This window comes from Thiococcus pfennigii (genome assembly GCF_016583835.1).
Taxonomy (GTDB): Bacteria; Pseudomonadota; Gammaproteobacteria; order Chromatiales; family Chromatiaceae; genus Thiococcus; species Thiococcus pfennigii.
Window position 1 is genome coordinate 1 of record NZ_NRRW01000018.1, and the last position, 18,316, is coordinate 18,316.

10 protein-coding genes, 1 rRNA gene and 1 CRISPR repeat array (1 of these 12 cut by a window edge) are annotated in these 18,316 nt (G+C 68.3%); of the genes, 4 read left to right on the forward strand and 7 right to left on the reverse strand.

Annotated features, from left to right (window positions below; genetic code table 11):
- Window positions 1-101 (forward strand): 5S ribosomal RNA (gene rrf / locus CKO41_RS08085); the annotation flags it as partial.
- A 165-nt stretch (window positions 102-266) separates the two neighbouring features.
- Here rrf and CKO41_RS08090 read toward each other — a convergent pair.
- The 3 genes from CKO41_RS08090 to hcp all read right to left on the reverse strand — a co-directional run bounded on the left by CKO41_RS08090 (window position 267) and on the right by hcp (window position 4,270).
- Window positions 267-1,817, reverse strand: coding sequence for an ammonia-forming cytochrome c nitrite reductase subunit c552 (locus CKO41_RS08090; protein WP_338115554.1), 1,551 nt, complete (start codon window positions 1,815-1,817; stop codon window positions 267-269).
- A 183-nt stretch (window positions 1,818-2,000) separates the two neighbouring features.
- Complete coding sequence (gene nrfH, locus CKO41_RS08095; RefSeq protein ID WP_200249283.1) at window positions 2,001-2,516, reverse strand: cytochrome c nitrite reductase small subunit; 516 nt, start codon at window positions 2,514-2,516, stop codon at window positions 2,001-2,003.
- Between the two features lie 125 nt (window positions 2,517-2,641).
- Window positions 2,642-4,270: a hydroxylamine reductase gene (gene hcp / locus CKO41_RS08100; protein ID WP_200381786.1), complete on the reverse strand. Its 1,629-nt coding sequence runs from the start codon at window positions 4,268-4,270 to the stop codon at window positions 2,642-2,644.
- Window positions 4,271-4,617: 347 nt separating this feature from the next.
- Between hcp and CKO41_RS08105 the strand changes: the two genes are divergently transcribed.
- Together CKO41_RS08105 and CKO41_RS08110 are read left to right on the forward strand one after the other, a co-directional pair.
- Entirely contained in the window at window positions 4,618-5,334 is a 717-nt protein-coding gene (locus tag CKO41_RS08105) for a Crp/Fnr family transcriptional regulator (RefSeq protein ID WP_200249285.1), read from the forward strand.
- Window positions 5,335-5,982: 648 nt separating this feature from the next.
- Window positions 5,983-6,567 carry a L,D-transpeptidase family protein gene (locus CKO41_RS08110; protein ID WP_200249287.1) on the forward strand — a complete coding sequence of 195 codons (585 nt, stop codon included), beginning with the start codon at window positions 5,983-5,985 and terminating at the stop codon, window positions 6,565-6,567.
- 64 nt (window positions 6,568-6,631) lie between these two features.
- Here CKO41_RS08110 and CKO41_RS08115 read toward each other — a convergent pair whose 3' ends face one another.
- The 4 genes from CKO41_RS08115 to CKO41_RS08130 form a co-directional block, all read right to left on the reverse strand.
- Window positions 6,632-7,084, reverse strand: coding sequence for a DUF3617 domain-containing protein (locus CKO41_RS08115; RefSeq protein ID WP_200381787.1), 453 nt, complete (start codon window positions 7,082-7,084; stop codon window positions 6,632-6,634).
- A 51-nt stretch (window positions 7,085-7,135) separates the two neighbouring features.
- A complete protein-coding gene (locus CKO41_RS08120) occupies window positions 7,136-8,344 on the reverse strand; it encodes an EAL domain-containing response regulator (protein WP_200381788.1) in 1,209 nt (402 codons plus the stop codon).
- The gene (locus CKO41_RS08125) at window positions 8,341-13,275 is read right to left on the reverse strand and encodes a PAS domain S-box protein (RefSeq protein ID WP_200381789.1); all 4,935 of its coding nucleotides are present in this window, start codon (window positions 13,273-13,275) and stop codon (window positions 8,341-8,343) included. Before CKO41_RS08125 ends, CKO41_RS08120 begins: the two co-directional genes overlap by 4 nt.
- Before the next feature lie 306 nt (window positions 13,276-13,581).
- The gene (locus tag CKO41_RS08130) at window positions 13,582-14,457 is read right to left on the reverse strand and encodes a cation efflux transmembrane domain-containing protein (RefSeq protein WP_200381790.1); all 876 of its coding nucleotides are present in this window, start codon (window positions 14,455-14,457) and stop codon (window positions 13,582-13,584) included.
- Window positions 14,458-14,535: 78 nt separating this feature from the next.
- On the opposite strand from CKO41_RS08130, the gene CKO41_RS08135 reads away from it, so the two are divergent.
- Entirely contained in the window at window positions 14,536-14,955 is a 420-nt protein-coding gene (locus CKO41_RS08135; protein ID WP_200249375.1) for a MerR family transcriptional regulator, read from the forward strand.
- Between the two features lie 432 nt (window positions 14,956-15,387).
- Window positions 15,388-18,316: direct repeats of the CRISPR family, unit length 36 nt; unit sequence GTGCTCAACGCCTTTCGGCATCTCGGATGGGTTCGT (it continues 344 nt past the right edge of the window).

An 18,316-nucleotide genomic window follows, 5' to 3' on the forward strand; every position in this document is an offset into this window, starting at 1 on the left:
GCACTGGAACCACCTGATCCCATCCCGAACTCAGAAGTGAAACGGTGTATCGCCTATGATAGTGTGGGGCCTCCCCATGCGAAAGTCGGTCACCGCCAGGTCCCTACCCAAAAAGCCCGCTGAGTCTCGCACTCAGCGGGCTTTTTTTTGGCTGTATGCTTGCGGGGCCGATGGTGAAATCGATGTGTCCGGGCCACCAGGCGGCCGAGGCTGGGGCGCCCGTGCGTCGGCCGATGCGACGCGAGACCGGCGGCGGCGAGTGGCGGTCACCTCGACGACCGCGGGCGCAGCGCGGCGGCCTGGGCCTGGCGGCTGTAGTCGATGGACTCGGCGAGCAGGCGCATCGATTCCTGGTCGGCATGGAAGCCCCGAGAGTTCTCGCTGCTGATGTAGTCGAGCCGCCACATCGCCTTGCGTTGCAGGTCGAAGACGGCCGCCAAATCCGCGTCGCTGGCGCCGCTGGCCTGGGCCTCGATGATCGCATCGAGCATCTCGGTCATGGCCGCGCCGGCGCGTTCGGTGAGGGCGACGGTGCGGTCCTGGATCGCCACGACCCGGGCGCGAAGCTCGTCCTCGGGGACCTTGTGACAGGTCTGGCAGGCGCCGTTGATGTCCTCCATCGGGCTGCGGACATCGTGGTTGCTGACCTTCATCGCGCCCTTGCGCTCGTAGGGCATGTGGCAGTCGGCGCAGGCCACGCCGCTGCGGGCGTGGATGCCCTGGCTCCAGAGCTCGAACTCCGGATGCTGGACCTTGAAGACCTTGGCCCCGGTCTCGCCGTGCGCGTAGTCGTAGAAGGCCGTGCCGTCGGGGAACCGGCGCCCCTCCCAGAACCGTTCCGCCGCATCGGCACTGAGCCCGTGGCCCCAGGGGTAGGTCAGGGTGTCCTTGTCGGCGCAGTAGTACTCGACATGGCATTGCCCGCAGACGAACGAGCGCATCTCCTGGCGGGTGGCCAGCGCGTTCGGGTCGTAGGGCGCGCGGCGATCGCCCCGGCGCCACTGCGCGATGCTCGGCAGGTGCGGCACGGCCCCCTCGCCAGCGGCCAGTTCGGCGATGCCAAGCAGGAAGCCCGGGCGGGTCACGCGGACCGCCATGGTGTTCGGGTCATGGCAATCGACGCAGCTGACCGGGTGCGCCTCGCCGGTCGGTGGCGCATGCGCCCCGTCGATGGGCTTGCCCGCGTATCCGCCGGTGAACCCCCCGGTCGGGGCCATCGGGAAGACCGGCTCGTCCTCGCCCGGCGTGCCGTCCGGGGTGGCCGAGAGCATCGCCAACACCTCTTGATAGGGCCGCTGGCTGAGCTCCTGGAAGCCGCGAATCATCGCGGGCATGTCGAGCGCGGCGGCCAGCCGCTCATCGGTGACGGTCTCGCCCATCGCCTCCAGCCCGACCCGGCGGTAGAGCACGTTCACCGAGCCATGGCAGTGCAGGCAGGCGCCGGCCTGCGGTCGCTGGGTCACGCGCTCGGTCACGCCCTGATCGTAGAGCATGTAGGCGTGGCCGCGCGCCTCGCGGTAGTCGATGCTGAAGGCGTACCCGGCATAGAGCCGCGCTAGCCAGGGATGGGCCTCCAGCTTGCTCCGCGGCATCGCGCTGCTGCCGCCGTAGAACTTGTCGCCCGAGGTCGACTTCCAGCCGTCGAACTGATGGGGCCAGTTCTTTCCCCAAGGCTCGGGGTCGGTGGTGATCTCATCGACCTCGACCACGCGCACGAATGGCTGGCGGGCGTCCTGCTTGTGGGTGAACATGGTGATCAGCACCCAGGTCACGACCAAAGTGGCGATGACGGCGAGGCCGAACACGGCGGCAAGCACCAAGGCGCCACCGCGCTGGTCGCGAGGCCGGCCAAGGGCAGTGTCCGGGGCGGGAACGGGGCGGGCTTGGTTCGGGGCTTGATTCATCCTGGACCTCTCGATCTGGGGACCGCGGAAGCGCTGGACCATTCAGCGCCTCCCGTGCCGACTCTTGGCCAGGGCGGCCAATGAATCGGCGTCTTCTCAGCGGCGCAGTGCGTGGCCGACATCGCTGTGGCAGTGCACGCACAGCAGCGCCTGATCGCCGGGCTCGGCCGGGAGCATGTGATCGACGAATGGCCGGTGGCAGTGCAGACAGGCGGCCTGGGTGACGCGCCGATTGCGCGGGCGGATCTGGAGCGGCTCGTGGAAGTCGCCGGTCGTGAAGGCCAGCGCATGGAAGAAGCCATTGTCGGCCTTGATCAGCCACTTGCCGACGGGATCGTGGGGGAGATGGCAATCGTTGCAGCCGGCGACCCCCCGATGGCTCGATTTGACCCAGGCGTCGAACGGATCCTGCATCAGATGACAGTTGATGCAGGCCGTGGGGTCATCGGTCAGGTAGGACAGGCCGTTGCCATAGCCGAGCGTGAACAGTCCCACACCGCCGAGCACGCCGAGCGCTGCGGCCAACGCGATCGCGAGCCACCCGCCCGGCCTGGGGCGGGGAGGCCGCGGTTCGCGCCCGGCGAATGGATCCTGGCCGCCTCGCGTCTTCATCGCGCTCTCCGGCTGGAACCTGTCGATAGCCTACGCCGTTTCCAGCGCCGCGGACACCCGCGCGGCGCCTCGCCCCGTGCCGTGCGGGGGCTGCCGGGCGCACCGGGCCGCCCGACCCGCGTGGATCAGGCCGCGGCCATCATGGCCGCGACATCCTCGTGCACGTCCCCGATCGGTCGGATGTCGAACTGCTCGATCAGGACCTTGGCGACGTTCGGCGACAGGAAGGCCGGCAGGGTCGGTCCCAGGCGGATGTGCTTGACCCCCAGGTGCAGCAGCGCGAGCAGGACGATGATCGCCTTCTGCTCGTACCAGGCGATGTCGTAGGAGATCGGCAGCTCGTTGATGTCGTCCAGGCCGAAGGCCTCCTTGAGCTTCAGCGCGATGAAGGCCAGCGAGTAGGAGTCGTTGCACTGCCCGGCATCGAGCAGGCGCGGGATGCCGCCGATGTCGCCGAGATCGAGCTTGTTGTAGCGGTACTTGGCGCAACCGGCGGTCAGGATCACGGCGTCCTGCGGCAGGGCCTGGGCGACATCCGTGTAGTAGCTGCGCTCCTTGTGCCGGCCGTCGCAGCCGCCCATGACGACGAAGCGCTTGATGGCGCCCGACTTGACCGCGTCGATGACCTGATCGGCCAGGGCCATGACCTGGGCATGGGCGAAGCCGGTCGTGATCTCGCCTTGTTCCAGCTCGGTCGGGGGCGCGCAGGTCTTGGCCTGCGCGATCAGCGCCGAGAAGTCCTTGGCGCCGCCCTCGGGGCGGTCAGGGATGTGCTCGATGCCCGGCCAGCCGGTCATACCGGTCGTGTAGATGCGGTCGCGGTAGGCGACCTTGACCGGCGTGATGCAGTTGGTGGTCATCAGGATCGGGCCGTTGAAGGCGGCGAACTCCTTGTCCTGTTGCCACCAGGCGTTGCCGTAGTTGCCGATGAAGTGCGGATACTTCTTGAAGGCCGGGTAGGCATGGGCCGGCAGCATCTCGCTGTGGGTGTAGACGTCGACGCCGGTCCCGGCGGTCTGCTCGAGCAGGTCTTGCAGGTCCCTGAGGTCGTGCCCCGAGATCAGGATGCCGGGGTTCTTGCCCACGCCGAGCCTCACCTGGGTGATCTCCGGGTGGCCGTAGGCGCGGGTATTGGCCTCGTCGAGCAGGGCCATCGCGGTCACGCCCACCGCGCCGCACTCCATGACCAGCGCGACCATCTCCTCGATGCTCAGCTCGCGGGTCGTGGCGGCCAGCGCCTTGATCATGAAGGCATGGATCTCGGGCCTCTCGAGGCCGAGGATGGCGGCGTGGTCCGTGTAGGCGGCCATGCCCTTGACGCCGTAGATCAGCAGCTCGCGCAGCGAGCGCAGGTCTTCGTTGGGCTGCGATAGCACGCCCACCGCGGCGCCCTTGGCGGCGTAGGCGCTCGCCGGGCCGCTCCAGGTGACGGCATCCTGCGCGCCGTCGAAGCCGAGCGCGGCCTTCAGCGCATCGCGCCTGGCGATGGTCTCTTGGATCAACTCGTCGAAGCGCGCGGCATCGAAATTGGCGTTGGTGATCGTGGCGAAGAGTGCGCGGGTGATGAAGGGGCCGACCGAGTCGTCCGGCCGCCCCTGGCGCTGCGCCGCCTCGGCGACCAGGGCCAGGCCCTTCAACAGATAGACCAGCAGGTCGTGCAGCACGGCGATGCTCTCGGTCTTGCCGCAGATGCCCTTGACGGTGCAGCCGGTGCCCTTGGCCGCCTCTTCGCACTGGAAACAGAACATATTCATGGAGACGCTCGATAACTTGGCGGTGGTTCAGCGATGTCGGCCTTGACGGGAGACAGTCTTCCAGATCGCGACGAGGGCCGACTTGATCAGGGTCAAATCGTCTTTTTCGTCAATTGCGACAGCCGGTTGTCTTGCGTTCGCCGTGCCGGGCGTGGCGGTCTTCACCGAGTGGGGGAGCAGGACCCACGTAAAGCCTCTTTGCGCTTTCAACGACTTCCGTCCATGATGAAACGGTCGACTGCCGTTTTCAGGATCATGCCGGCCCTGTCGGCGCCCTGGCCGCCGGAGTCCCTCGGCCACGCCGCTTGGCGCGACCGCATCGCCGCACACGCACCCGAGCAGACCCGATGATCGAAGCCCTTTGCCGCACGCCGCTGCTCTCGCAACTGACCGACGCCCAGTTGCAGAGGGTGGCTGCGCGTGCGCACAGGCGGCGTCTCGAGGAGGGCGAGTGGCTGTTCGCTCAGGGCGATGCGGCGACCCGCTTCTATCTGGTCGAAGAGGGCCAGATCCGGCTGTTTCGCCTGGCCGCCGACGGTGGCGAGAAGGTCATCGAGATCGTCTCGCCGGGCCAGACCTTCGCCGAGGCGCTGATGTTCATGCAGGCACCGCACTATCCGGTCAGCGCGGCCGCGCTCTTGCCGACGAGCCTGATTGCGATCGATGCCCTGGATTTCGCGGCCATGCTGCGCGAATCGGTCGATACCTGCTTCGTCGTGCTCGGCGCGCTGAGCCGGCGTCTGCGGGCCTTGATCGGCGAGATCGACAACCTGACGCTGCACACGGCGCGCAACCGCGTCGCGCGCTACCTGCTGTCGCAATGCCCGGTCGACCGGCGTGCCTTCACCCTCGAGATCCCCAAATCCGTGCTGGCCTCGCGCCTGTCGATCAAGCCCGAGACCTTCTCGCGCGTGACCAAGCAACTCGCGAGCGAAGGTCTGATCTCGGTGCACGGTGGACACATCACGATCCATGACCGCGACGCGCTCGATCGTGCCGCCGAATGGCAGGGCGACCTCGAGCAGGGTGGCGGCGCGTGTCCGCGGTCGCTTCGCTCCCGCTGACCACTATCGGACATGAGCGCCAACCACAGACCCCGAGCCCAGTCGAGAACACGCGGCCAGATGTCACTTGCGGGGGAGGCTGTGCACGTCGTCCAAGTCGTGTTCGGCGACGAAATCGCGCAAGCGCACTAGATCCCGTGCGGCGCTCGCCGTGGCTGGAGTCGCTTCAACCGGGCCGCTCACACTCGATTTCGGAGTCCCAGCGGTCGATTCAGGCCAGCACCTCATCGCCATCGACCACCCTGCCCGGCAGTCAACTCGGCCGATGGCGAACCACAGCGACTATCACGATATCTTCTCTCGAGCGTTCCACCGAAAGGCGGCAGTTGGACGGTGCCCGAGGTGCGCCGCGCGCGACCTGCATCGGGCGCCGTAGCGGCCTTCACCGAGCGGGTGAGCAGGACTCACGGGGACCTTGAAGAATTGCCATCCGGGCAATCTTTCAAGACGCGAAGCGAAAATGCGATTTTCGCTTCGCTTCATTCCAAGTCGCTTAGGCGACTGAAAATGGCGAGGCATCCTTGCCCTGCGCAGGCACCTGGACGTTTCCAAGGGGCCCTTGATCCCCTGATGGCGGCATTGTCTCCGCGTCTGCCCCTTCGTTAGAATCCGCCGCCAACAAGGACCCGAACCGTCGACGCCTCCCCGATGCCCGCCCGTCTCTTGCCCCTGCTGCTCTGTCTGGGGCTGGCCGCCTCGCCGTCGGCCGGCGCGATGTCGTTCCTCGTCAAGCGCGGCGAGGAGCCGGCCGTCGAGCCCTCGCCGGAGCGGGCCGCCGAGGTCGCGGCCGAGTATCGCCGCCTGGTCGCCGATCTGGTCGTCGTCGAGAAGTCCGAGCGGCGCCTCTATCTGGTCAAGGATGAACGGCCCGTGCGCTCCTATCCGGTCTCGTTGGGCTTCGCGCCGACCGGGCACAAGGAGCGCGAGGGCGATGGACGCACCCCGGAAGGTCGCTATGTGCTCAATTGGCGGAAGGCCTCGGGCAACTTCTACAGGTCGATCCACATCAGTTACCCCAACGCCGAGGATCGCCTGCGCGCCGCCAGGCTCGGCGTCAACCCGGGTGGCCTGATCATGATCCATGGCCAGCCCCCGCCGAACGAATACAGCGACCTCCAGGACCTGTTGCGCGACGAGGATTGGACCCAGGGCTGCATCGCCGTCTCGAACCAGGCGATCGACGAGATCTGGGCGGCGACCCGCAACGGCACGCCGATCGAGATCCGGCCCTGAGTCGTTGCCGTTGCGATAGAACGGCCCCAGCGGTGCCCGTCGGCCGGGCACCGTTGGAGCGATGTCAGTCGCAGGGGCCGACGCGGCGCGCCTCCCACTGCTGGTGTATCGTCATCTCGCTCGGACCGTCGCCCCCCATGGCCGGCATCGCCATCTTCATCTCCATCGACCCCGATGCCCGGTCGCCCTGAGTCTCGAAATGACCGATCCCGGTCATCGGCGGGCCGGCGTCGCCCTGACAGGTGACCTCGAACTCGAGCCGGCCCTTGCCCTCTTCGGCGTGTACGGCTTGGCATTGCCCTTTGGCGAGCATCATCGCCAGCGGGTCCTGCTGTGCCTGCTCCTCGGTCACGCAACGGACATCCTGCACCGTCATCGGCTCCGGCATCATGGGCATCGTCGTGATCGAGGTCGACTCCCATTTGCCGGGCTTCATCGCGAAACCGTCCGCCCAAGCCGCCCCGCTGCACAGCAGCAGTCCGCAGCAGCCGGCCATCATCGTCGTCGTTCGCTTCATCGTTTCTCCTCCTGTTGCGCCATCGTGTGCTCGCCCCAGGCCCTGGGGCGGTCAGGTAGCCGATCCGATCAGCTCGTCGCGGCGCCCCTCCCACTGCGTCCACCAGGCCGGCAGATCGGCCGCTGCCATTGGACGGGCGACGAAGTAGCCCTGCGCCAGGTCGGCGCCGTTGCGGCGCACGAAGTCCCAGTCGGCGCGATCCTCGATGCCTTCGGCGACGGTGCGCAGGCCGAGCTGACGGGCCATGGCGATGCTGGCCTCGAAGATGGTCTGGCGCGAGTGGTCGCGGTGGGCGCCGTGGACGAACTGGCGGTCGATCTTCAGTTCGTCGAACGGGATGTTGAGCAGCTGGGCGAGCGAGGAATGACCGGTCCCGAAGTCGTCGATCGAGAGGCCGATCCTCTTCAGGCGCAGGCGCGTGAGGATGTCGAGCGACCCCGACGGGTGGGTCATCAGGCGGCTCTCGGTCAGCTCCAGGACCAGATCGGTTGGGGCCACCTCCGCCTCGGCGAGGGCCCTAGCGATGAAGTCGGGGAAGTCTAGGTCGCGCAGGTTCTCCATGGAGACGTTGACGGCGACCCGCACCTGTAGGCCCTGCTCGCGCCACACGCCCAGTTGGGCCAGGGCGGTGCGCAGTACCGAGCGCGTCAACTGCTCGATGAGGCCCCGTTCCTCGGCCACGGCGATGAAGCAGTCCGGGTGCACCAGGCCGTCCTGCGGGTGCCGCCAGCGCGCGAGGGCCTCGACCCCGACCAGGGCGCCGGTCTCGAGGGCGATCTTCGGCTGGTAGTGATTGACCAGTTCGCCGGCGGCGATCGCCTCGCCGAGCCGTTCGGCCGAGTACTTGCGGCTGCTCGCCGAGGCGCCCCTGGCCTGGCGGCACGGCGGTGAACGCCGCGCGAGGAGCTGTTGCAGGGCCTCGCGCGAGACCGGCTTGCGCAGCGCGCCGAGGACCTCGAGCCGCTGGCTGCGGGCGAGGCGCTCGGCGGTGTCCAGGATGCGCTCGTCCTCGCCGCTGACAAGGATCAGTCGCCCGACGTAGCCGAGACCGACGAGATGGCGGATGAACTCGACCCCATCCATCTCCGGCATCTGCAGGTCGCAGACGATCAGTTCCGTTGTCGCGCGATCGGCGCCGAGGGCCGCCAGGGCCTCGGCGGCCTTGCCGTAGGCGGCGACGTCCTCGACGTCGAGCGCGGCGAGTTGCCGGGTGAGCAGCCTGAGCATGAAGGGATCGTCGTCGATCACCAGGGCCTTCATCGTTCGTCCTCCGCATCTTGCCCCCCGGTCCCGGCCAGCTCGGCCGAGATGGCGCGCTCGACCTCGTGCCAGGTCGCATCGGCCTCGGCCATCAGGCGCGTGATGCCCTCCCAATCCGGGGTCTTGGTCTTGGCCGAGCGCTCTAGCGCGGCGCACAGGTCGCCGAGGGATCGCGCCCCGGCGGCGCGCAGCGATGACTTGAGCCGGTGCGCCGTCGCGCCGATGGCCGCCGGATCGGCGGTCGTCACGGCCGCGTGCAGCGCCTCGAAGCCGTGGCGGGTGCCGGTCAGGCACTCGCGCAGCAGCTCCTGGATGATCTCCGGGTCGTCGCCGACCAGGCCGGCGAGCACCGACAGGTCCAGCCAGCGACCGGTAGCGGTCGCTGAGTGTGGGGGGATGCCGGGCGCCGCCTCATCCTGCCGCGGCGAGGCCCCCGCCGCCGGCAGCCAGCGCTGCAAGACCTCGCGCAGCCGCGGCAGCTGCACCGGCTTGGTCAGATAATCGTCCATCCCCGTGGCGCGGGCGCGGTAGGGCTCGCCGCGCAGCGCATTGGCGGTCAGGGCGACGATCGGCCGGCGGCGGTCGGTCTCCTCGCGCCGGATGGTCTGGGTGAGCTCGTAGCCGTCGAGCTCCGGCATGTGCAAATCCGTCAGCAACAGGGCGTAGGCGCCGGTGCGCCAGCGCGCCAGGGCCTCCGCCCCGTCGTCGGCGATCTCGGCGGCATAGCCGAGCAGCGCCAGCTGTTGGCGGATCACCTGCTGGTTGACGGCATCGTCCTCGGCGACCAGGATCAGCCGGTCCTGGGCGCGCGCCTCCGCGACGCTGGGCGCCGCCGCGGCCTCGATCAGCGGCCGCTCGGGGCCGCTCTCGGGGACCGGCTCGGGTGAGGCCCGGCCCGCGGCGATCGCCACGGCCCGCAAGAAGGCCAGGCGGCGCAGCGCGTCGCCGTCGAGGGTCACGACATTCGGGGCGTGCACACGGGCGCGCCGCCGCTGTCCCCAGCCGATCAGCAGGTGGCGCAGCCGGTCCTGGCCGACGAAGGCGGCGCCCGGGCGCCGCTGCAAGCGATGTTCATGGTCGAGCATCTGGATGACGACGACTGGCTCGGCGAGGCCTGCGGCCAGCCGGGCGGCCGCCTCGTCATCGGCGACGATGCGGGGGCGGGCGCCGGCGGCCGCGAGATAACGGCCGAGGTCTGCGACGTCCAGCCCGCCGGCGCGGCGCACCAGCACGCAGTCGAGGCCAGCGAGGTCGGGCAGCAGCTCGGCCGGCTGGTCGACGCTCGCCTCGCACGGCAGCCGCACGGTGAAGGTCGCGCCCTCGCCCAAGGCGCTCTCGACGGTCAGCGCGCCGCCCATCATGTCGACGAGCCGCTTGCTGATCGCGAGGCCGAGGCCGGTGCCGCCGAAGCGTCGGGTCGTGGTCACCTCGGCCTGGGTGAAGGGCTGGAAGAGGTCGTTCATCGTCGCGGGCGCCATGCCGATCCCGTTGTCGGACACGCTGAAGACCAGCGGCGCCGAGGGGGCGTCCGCCAGCGTCGCGCGGATCGCCACCCGCCCGCGCACGTCCGGCCGACCACCGGAGAACTTGATCGCGTTGCCGATCAGATTGTAGAGGATCTGCCGCAGTCGGACCTCGTCGGCGATGACTCGGGCCGGGATCTCGGGGGCGACGAATAGGGTCAGGTCGACGTCTCGGGTGCTAGCCAGCGGCAGCAGCGAGCCGCACAGCCCCTCGAGCAGGTCCCTCACCGACACCGTCAACCGGGCGACCTCCAGCCGGCCTGCCTCGATCTTGGAGAAGTCGAGGATGTCGTCGATGATCCCGAGCAGCAGTTGGGCCGAGTCCTCGATCGTCGAGACCAGGTCGCGCTGGTGTTCCGAGAGGTCGCTGTGGGCGAGTACCTCCAGCAGCCCGACGACGCCGTTCATCGGCGTGCGGATCTCGTGGCTCATGGTCGCGAGGAAGGCCGACTTGGCGCGACTCGCCTGCTCGGCCTCGGCCTTGGCCGCGGTCAGCTCCGCGGTGCGCTCGGCGACCCGCTGGGCGAGCCGTTCGCGCTCGTGCTCGATCGCCTCGTTGGCCGCGCGCAGGTCCTCGCCGACCCGTTGCAGGTCGCGCAGCGTCCGCTCGCGTTCGGTGACGTCGCGGATCGTCGCGACGATCAGGGTCCCTTCGGTCGACTCGATCGGGCCCAGGCTGACATTGACCGCGAAGGTCGACCCATCGCGCCGCTGGCCGCGCAGGGTCGACTGGATGCTGGCCGTCATCGGCCGGGTCTGGGGTCGCTCGGTGTAGTGCCGACGCTGCGCCTCGTGATGGTGCCTTCGATCCTGCGGCACCAGCATCTCGACCGGCTGGCCGACGAGCCCGGCGCGCGACCAGCCGAAGAGCCGCTCGGTCTGGCGGTTCACCTGGGTGATCAGGCCCTGTTGGTCGACGGTCAGGATGGCGTCGGGCGAGGACTCGAAGAGGGTCGCCAGGCGGCGCGCGCTGCGGCGGATCTCGGTGACATCGTAGAGGGTCGCGATGGCCCCGACCCGTTGGCCGGAGGCGTCCTCGATCGCCTCGTCGCTCGCCAGGACGAAGCGCGGCGGCTGGCCCTCGGCGCGGATGCAGAGCTCGACCCCGGCGAGGCGCGCCCCGCGCAGGGCGCTGACCAGGGGCAGCCGTTCGGCGGCGAGGGGCGTGACGCCATCCGGCTCGTAGAGGCCGTAGTAGGTCGCCCACTCTTCGGGCGGGCGGGTCTGTGGTCCGTGTCCGAGCCATTCGCGTGCGGCCCGATTGAAGAGGGTCGGTCGCGCCTCGGCATCGCAGACCAGTACGCCCTCGGCGAGGTTCTCCAGCAGCAGGCGGCTCTCCTCGCGTTGCCGGTAGAGTTCCGCGGTGCGCGCGGCGACGCGTCGCTCGAGGTCGGCGTTGAGCTGGCGGACTTCGGCGTTGGCCCGCTGCTGGGCCGTGACGTCGCGCGACAGACAGAGGAGCCGCTCCGGGCGGCCGTCGGGGTCGCGCACCGGCGTGATGGTCACGTCCCACCACTTGGGCGTGCCGTCCATGGTCGGGGCGAATCCGCTGAACTGCCCGAGGCGCCCGGCCGTGGCCTCGGCGATCGCCTGCCGCGCCGCCTTGCGGTCCTCGCCCTCCCAGAAGCCGAGCCAATCGGCGCCGCGCAGCTGCGCGAAATCGGCCACGCACATCAGCTCGCGGCCGCGGGGGGCCATGTCGAGCAGTCGCCCGTCCAGGCTCAGGACCTTGAGGCAGTCCTGGACGCTGTCGACGATGCTGCGGCTGTAGGCCTCGCTCTCGCGCAGGGCCGCCTCGGCGGCCTGGCGGGCCTCGAGCTCGTCCCTCAGGGCGCCGGTGCGTGCGGCGACCGCCGCCTCGGTGGCCGTGCGCCGGCTGGCCGCGGCCAAGGTCGCGAATGCGGCCAGGACCCCGAGGATGACCGAGAAGTACAGGTGCGAGTGGATCGGGTGGCCGGCCCCGGGCGGCCAACGTTTGGGGTCCGGTCCGAGTTCCAGGCGCCAGTGACGGTCGGCGAAGGCGATCGCCTGACGCCGCTCCATCGCCCCCGTCTCCGAGGGGATACCGGCGAGCGCGACGCCGGGCTCGCCGGGTGTCGCGTCGGTCACCCGCAGGAGGAGGGCATTGTCCCGTGCCGTCTCGGTGAGCGGGGCGAGGAGGCCGACGAGACTGAACGAGGTCCGGACGAAGCCCGTCAGCACCGCCGGATCGCCTTGCCGGACGGGCGCGTAGACGACCACCTCGGCGGCGCCCGACCGTGGCGCATCGATCGGGCCGGCGGCGTAGCCACCGTCGCGAGCCCTCGCCATCAGTGCCCGCTCTCCGGGCACGGCGGCGCGATCGAGACCGATCGGTGCCGCGCGATCGGTGGGCGATGCGGCGAAGAGGATCGGGAAGGCATCGCCGGCGCGATCCGCGTCGGCGGTGGTCGCCGCGGTCGGCGTGCGAACCGCCACGCCGTGCTCGGTCTCGAAGGTCGGGCGGTCCGCCGCGGCGATGCGTGGCAGCCACTCGACGGCCTGCAAGGCCGGCCCGGCGAGCAGCGGCGTCGTGAAGAGCGCGAATTCCGCGCGGGTGACCTCCTCGCTCGCCGACAGGAAGCGCTCGATGCTTGCGACCTTGGCGAGCGCCTCGGCGAGGGGTTGGATGCCGATCTGGTAGGTCTGATCCACGCGCCGTTGGAGTTCGCTGGCGAGCCGGCCGCGCTCGGAGGCGTCGTGTTCGAACTGACTGGCGCTCAGCAGGGCGGCCGCGATCGCCAGCGGTAGCGTGATCCGGGCGATGCCGTGCGGCCAGGGGGATCGCCCACCCGGCCAGAGGGCCAGCGCGATCGGCGCGATCAACACCACCCCGAGGGTGTCGCTCGCCCAGCGATCGAGCCAGGCGACCGCGAGGGCGGCGGGTTCCCGCCCGCCGAGCGCGAAGAGGGCGATCGTCGCGATGCTCGCCGACACCAGGCAGGCGAGCGGCCCGCCCATGAGCAGGAAGCGCCAGACCTGCGCCTGGCGCGCGAGCGGCGTCGACGAGGCGAAAAGGCCGCGGGTCAGGAGCCAACCCAGCCAGGCCTGTAGGGTCGCGCCGCTGGCGAGGACCGCGGCCGCCCATGGCCCGCCGACGGCGGAATCGAGCGTGAGGAGCGCCGCGAAGCCACCGAGCCAGACGCCCGGCCAGATGCGCGGTCCATGGATCAGGAACGCGGCGAGGGCGATGCCGGCGGTCGGGGCGAACGGCAGGGTCAGCGCCGCTGGCAGCGCGATCAGGTGCCCTGCCGCGGCGGCCGCCCAGCAGAGCGCCGCGACGGCGGCGATCCGGCCCAGGCTGGATCGGTCGGCCGTCGGGGGTGCGGGTGCCCTGCCCAGGCCCTGTTCGGCGCCGTCCTCGGCGACGGGTGCAACGTCGTCGGTCATCGCCCTTGTCCTACCTCGATGCGGTGGCCCGGTGGCGAGCGTCGCCGCGTCGCTCGGGCGCGTGTACTCGCGAAAGTATGGAGCTCGGCCCCGACCCTGTCGATCGCCGATCCCCGGGTCCCACGAGATCGTCACAGCATGCGCGAGATCCCCGGCCAGGGAAAGATCACCGGGAACGCAGGGCACCGGAGTCCCGTGCCCCGGCCCTTTTCGCGGTGGTGCGAGCGGTTGCCGATCGATCCCTGGTGGGCCGCGCTGGCGATACCCCGACTTCCGGGGGATCCCATCGCACCGTCGGGGCGCGTGCTACCGTTGGGAGCCCGGCTCCTTCGGCGATCGCCCGACCCGATCGCCCGCAAGGGCCGTCGGTCGGGTTGACCCATCGGGGCGTACCCCGACGGTCGGCCACTCGGCCCCAGCGCAGCCAGCCCCGGCGGCATTGGCCGGTGCGTCTCGTCCGCAGCCTCCCGCGGATCGGACCGGCTCCGTCTCGGAGGGCATGCCATGGGCCTCGCCTCTTCGAGGCTCGTCGGCGTTGCGGCCGCCGCAGGTCTGTCGGTTCGGTGCACCAGCCGACCGCCATGCCTGCCAGGCCTCGCCGATGACCTGCCTGGCCGAGTGCAGGAACAGGGCGGCAATGGTCGAACCGACGAGGAGGTCCGGCCAAAGGCTCCCCGTCAGTACGACCAGGCCCGCGGCGAGGATCACGCTGGCATTGGCGAGCAGGTCGTTGCGCGAACAGAGCCAGGTCGAGCGCATGTTCAGGTCGTCCGCGCGATGGCGATAGAGGAGCGTGAAACAGAGGCCGTTGGCCAGCAGGGCCAGCGCCCCGACGGCGCCCATCCAGTCGGCGGCCGGCATTTCTTGGAGCCGCAGCTTGAGCAGCGCGTCGCCGACGACCAGGAGGCCGAACGCCAGCATGAACCCGCCCTTGAGCAGGGCCGCCCCGGCACGCGCACGGGGGCTGCGGTGCAGGACGAACAGGGTGAGGGCATAGACGGAGGCGTCGCCGAACATGTCCAGCGAGTCACCGAGCAGTGCACTCGAGCGGGCGATCCAGCCCGCGGCGAACTCCAACAGGAACATCACGGCATTGATCGCCAGGACGATCTGGAGGACCCGGCGCTGCCGGGTTCGCAGTCGCGCCAGTTCACCGGTCTTGCCTTCGCAGCAACTGTCCATCACCCGTTCCTCAGGCCGTCGGTCGATGGCGGCAGCATGAGGGTTATAGCGACTACAAGGTCAAGCGCCATGAACGGAATGACATTCACCATAGGCCAATTGGCCCGCACCACCGACACCAAGGCGGTGACCATTCGCTATTACGAGCAGGCCGGTCTGCTGCCCGCGGCGTCGCGCAACGCCTCCGGCTACCGCGTCTACTCGCACGCGGATCGCGACCGCCTGCTGTTCATCCGTCGCGGCCGTTCCTTGGGCTTCAGTCTGAACGACATACGCGAACTGTTGGAGCTGGCCGACCACCGCCGGGCCTCATGCGCGGCCGTCGATGCCAAGGTGGCCGCGCAACTGGAACAGGTCCAGCGGCGCCTGCGCGACCTGCAAGGTCTCGAGCGGGAACTCCAACGCCTGCTGGCCCGTTGCGAGGGGGGCCTGATCGAGGAATGCCGGATCATCGAATCACTGAGCGATGGGTACGGCGTCGAGCCGCCCGAGCGCTGACCGACAACCCATATCGGCCGGCGGCTGGATCGCCGGCATCACGAACAGGCCCAGGCTGGGCACGGTGATCGAGCCGCCGACCCGGCGCGCGGCGCCGCCGCACCCGGAGATGCGGCGGCCAGCCGGCGTCATCGCGTCAGGTGCAGCAACTGGACCGCTTCTGGTACTGCGACAGGGTGTCGGCGATCGACGGCTCGCGCCTGTAGGGCGCCTTGAACATTCAAGGTGCCCGCGCGGGGCAAGGAGGTCCCGTCTCGAGAACGTCCCCGGATGGCGATTTTTCAAGGTCCCCTGGAGTCGAAGATGTCATCGTGCTGGCTGCCCTCGGACAGGAAGACCTCGGCACGGTAGCGCCGACCGAGTGCTGGCCAGCCGCTGCTGCCCCCCGCGGCGGAGGCATAGTCCCCGATCGCCAGTGCTGGCTGTCGAGATGTGCTCAACGCCTTCGGGCATCTCGGATGGGTTCGTGGAGTACGGCGTCGACCGCGAGTTCATCCTCAGGGGGTGCTCAACGCCTTTCGGCATCTCGGATGGGTTCGTGATCGACATCGAGAACATCAAGCTGGTGGTGCCTGTGCTCAACGCCTTTCGGCATCTCGGATGGGTTCGTTCGACGGGGCGACCAGCATCATCAAGACCGCCCAGTTCCCGTGCTCAACGCCTTTCGGCATCTCGGATGGGTTCGTGCGCCAGCCAGAGATGGCCTCGCCGATCCTTCACCCCCTGTGCTCAACGCCTTTCGGCATCTCGGATGGGTTCGTTTGACCGATGCGCTACCGGACGCGCTATCCTGGGCGGTGCTCAACGCCTTTCGGCATCTCGGATGGGTTCGTTGGATAGCAACGTTCGGCGGCTGGTCGGGAAACAGTGCTCAACGCCTTTCGGCATCTCGGATGGGTTCGTCGTCGGTGGCGCCCTCGACCGCTTGCTTGTTGGCGGCGTGCTCAACGCCTTTCGGCATCTCGGATGGGTTCGTGGACCTGCTGGCGAAGCTGGCTGGCGGGGCGGCATGTGTGCTCAACGCCTTTCGGCATCTCGGATGGGTTCGTGGCCTCTCCGACGACCGCGATAACCACGCCGTTTACGGTGCTCAACGCCTTTCGGCATCTCGGATGGGTTCGTAGACCTGATAATACAAGTCAAAGAAGCGTCGCAGCTGTGCTCAACGCCTTTCGGCATCTCGGATGGGTTCGTGACGATCGCGACCAGCACCAACTGACCCAGCTGGGCCGGTGCTCAACGCCTTTCGGCATCTCGGATGGGTTCGTAGACCTGATAATACAAGTCAAAGAAGCGTCGCAGCTGTGCTCAACGCCTTTCGGCATCTCGGATGGGTTCGTCGGCGAGCTATTCAGGAAAGTCGACGCGTCCGCGAGTGCTCAACGCCTTTCGGCATCTCGGATGGGTTCGTCAGGGCGTAAGATCATCCGTGGCATGGGGCACAAGTGCTCAACGCCTTTCGGCATCTCGGATGGGTTCGTGCTGACGCGCTACGGCTTCCTGGATCAGTCGAACGAGTGCTCAACGCCTTTCGGCATCTCGGATGGGTTCGTCTGCCCGTCATCGTGTCGGTGGTCGTATCCGTCGACCGTGCTCAACGCCTTTCGGCATCTCGGATGGGTTCGTCCCCTTGGGGGGCCGGGGGGGGTCAGTCAGTCCTAAGTGCTCAACGCCTTTCGGCATCTCGGATGGGTTCGTAATGGCGTAAGGCGAACAAGGACCAGCTCAAGGCGTGCTCAACGCCTTTCGGCATCTCGGATGGGTTCGTCCGGCGGCGAATTGTCCCGTTTTCACATCGTATGTGCGTGCTCAACGCCTTTCGGCATCTCGGATGGGTTCGTGTCGAGGGCGGCGAGGACGGGCGCGAGCAGCGCCTCGTGCTCAACGCCTTTCGGCATCTCGGATGGGTTCGTCTTGTCGCAAATCTCGACGCCCAAAACGTCGCCAGGTGCTCAACGCCTTTCGGCATCTCGGATGGGTTCGTCGCTTGGCGTCGTCCATGCGGCTGAACGACTTCTCGAACGTGTGCTCAACGCCTTTCGGCATCTCGGATGGGTTCGTGCCCCCGGCGCAGCCTCCAGGGGCACGAGCGCCTGCGTGCTCAACGCCTTTCGGCATCTCGGATGGGTTCGTGCCGTCCGGTTGCTCTTGCCTTGTCGGTCCGCCATGGGTGCTCAACGCCTTTCGGCATCTCGGATGGGTTCGTACAGTCGTCGATTCAATCGGCGCGGGCATTTCGGGCTTGTGCTCAACGCCTTTCGGCATCTCGGATGGGTTCGTGCAAGGATTCGGTATCTCAGGCACCCCACTACCGCGTGCTCAACGCCTTTCGGCATCTCGGATGGGTTCGTGTCGAGCGTAACACTGTTGGCCCTGAGCCGGACTGTGCTCAACGCCTTTCGGCATCTCGGATGGGTTCGTGCGTATGGGGCAGGCTGAGGCCCGCTATGCCCATGAGTGCTCAACGCCTTTCGGCATCTCGGATGGGTTCGTCAGCGATGGCACCAAGAAATGCCGCCCACGTATTGTGCTCAACGCCTTTCGGCATCTCGGATGGGTTCGTTAAGCATTCTTCGAGTGCTGCTTCTCTCTCTCGTTGTGCTCAACGCCTTTCGGCATCTCGGATGGGTTCGTCTCGTGTTGGTGGCCATCGTGGGCATCTTCGCCATGTGCTCAACGCCTTTCGGCATCTCGGATGGGTTCGTCAAGCAATACTTGCCGTTCACCGGCGGAGTGCTCGGGTGCTCAACGCCTTTCGGCATCTCGGATGGGTTCGTTCTGCTCAATATTCGACCCATTCGTATTGAGATCGAGTGCTCAACGCCTTTCGGCATCTCGGATGGGTTCGTGTGAGGTCCTCGAAGGATCGGAAGGACGTCTCGATAGTGCTCAACGCCTTTCGGCATCTCGGATGGGTTCGTATGACCCGGCAGGATCAGACGGACCGAGCCTATTTGTGCTCAACGCCTTTCGGCATCTCGGATGGGTTCGTCTCGCGGTGGTACTCCGCGTAGGCGTCCAGCAGCTGGTGCTCAACGCCTTTCGGCATCTCGGATGGGTTCGTAGGCGCATCGGCAGCTGCACCGAGCTGAAGCCGGTGTGCTCAACGCCTTTCGGCATCTCGGATGGGTTCGTGCTGGTGTCGCGCGTCTCGTAGGGGATCTGGGTGGTGTGCTCAACGCCTTTCGGCATCTCGGATGGGTTCGTTCCCGCTCCCAGCCGTAGGACTCGTGCAGCCAGTCGTGCTCAACGCCTTTCGGCATCTCGGATGGGTTCGTGGCGAGACCAGGCTGCTGCACGACGTCGACAAGATGTGCTCAACGCCTTTCGGCATCTCGGATGGGTTCGTTCGGCGAGGGTG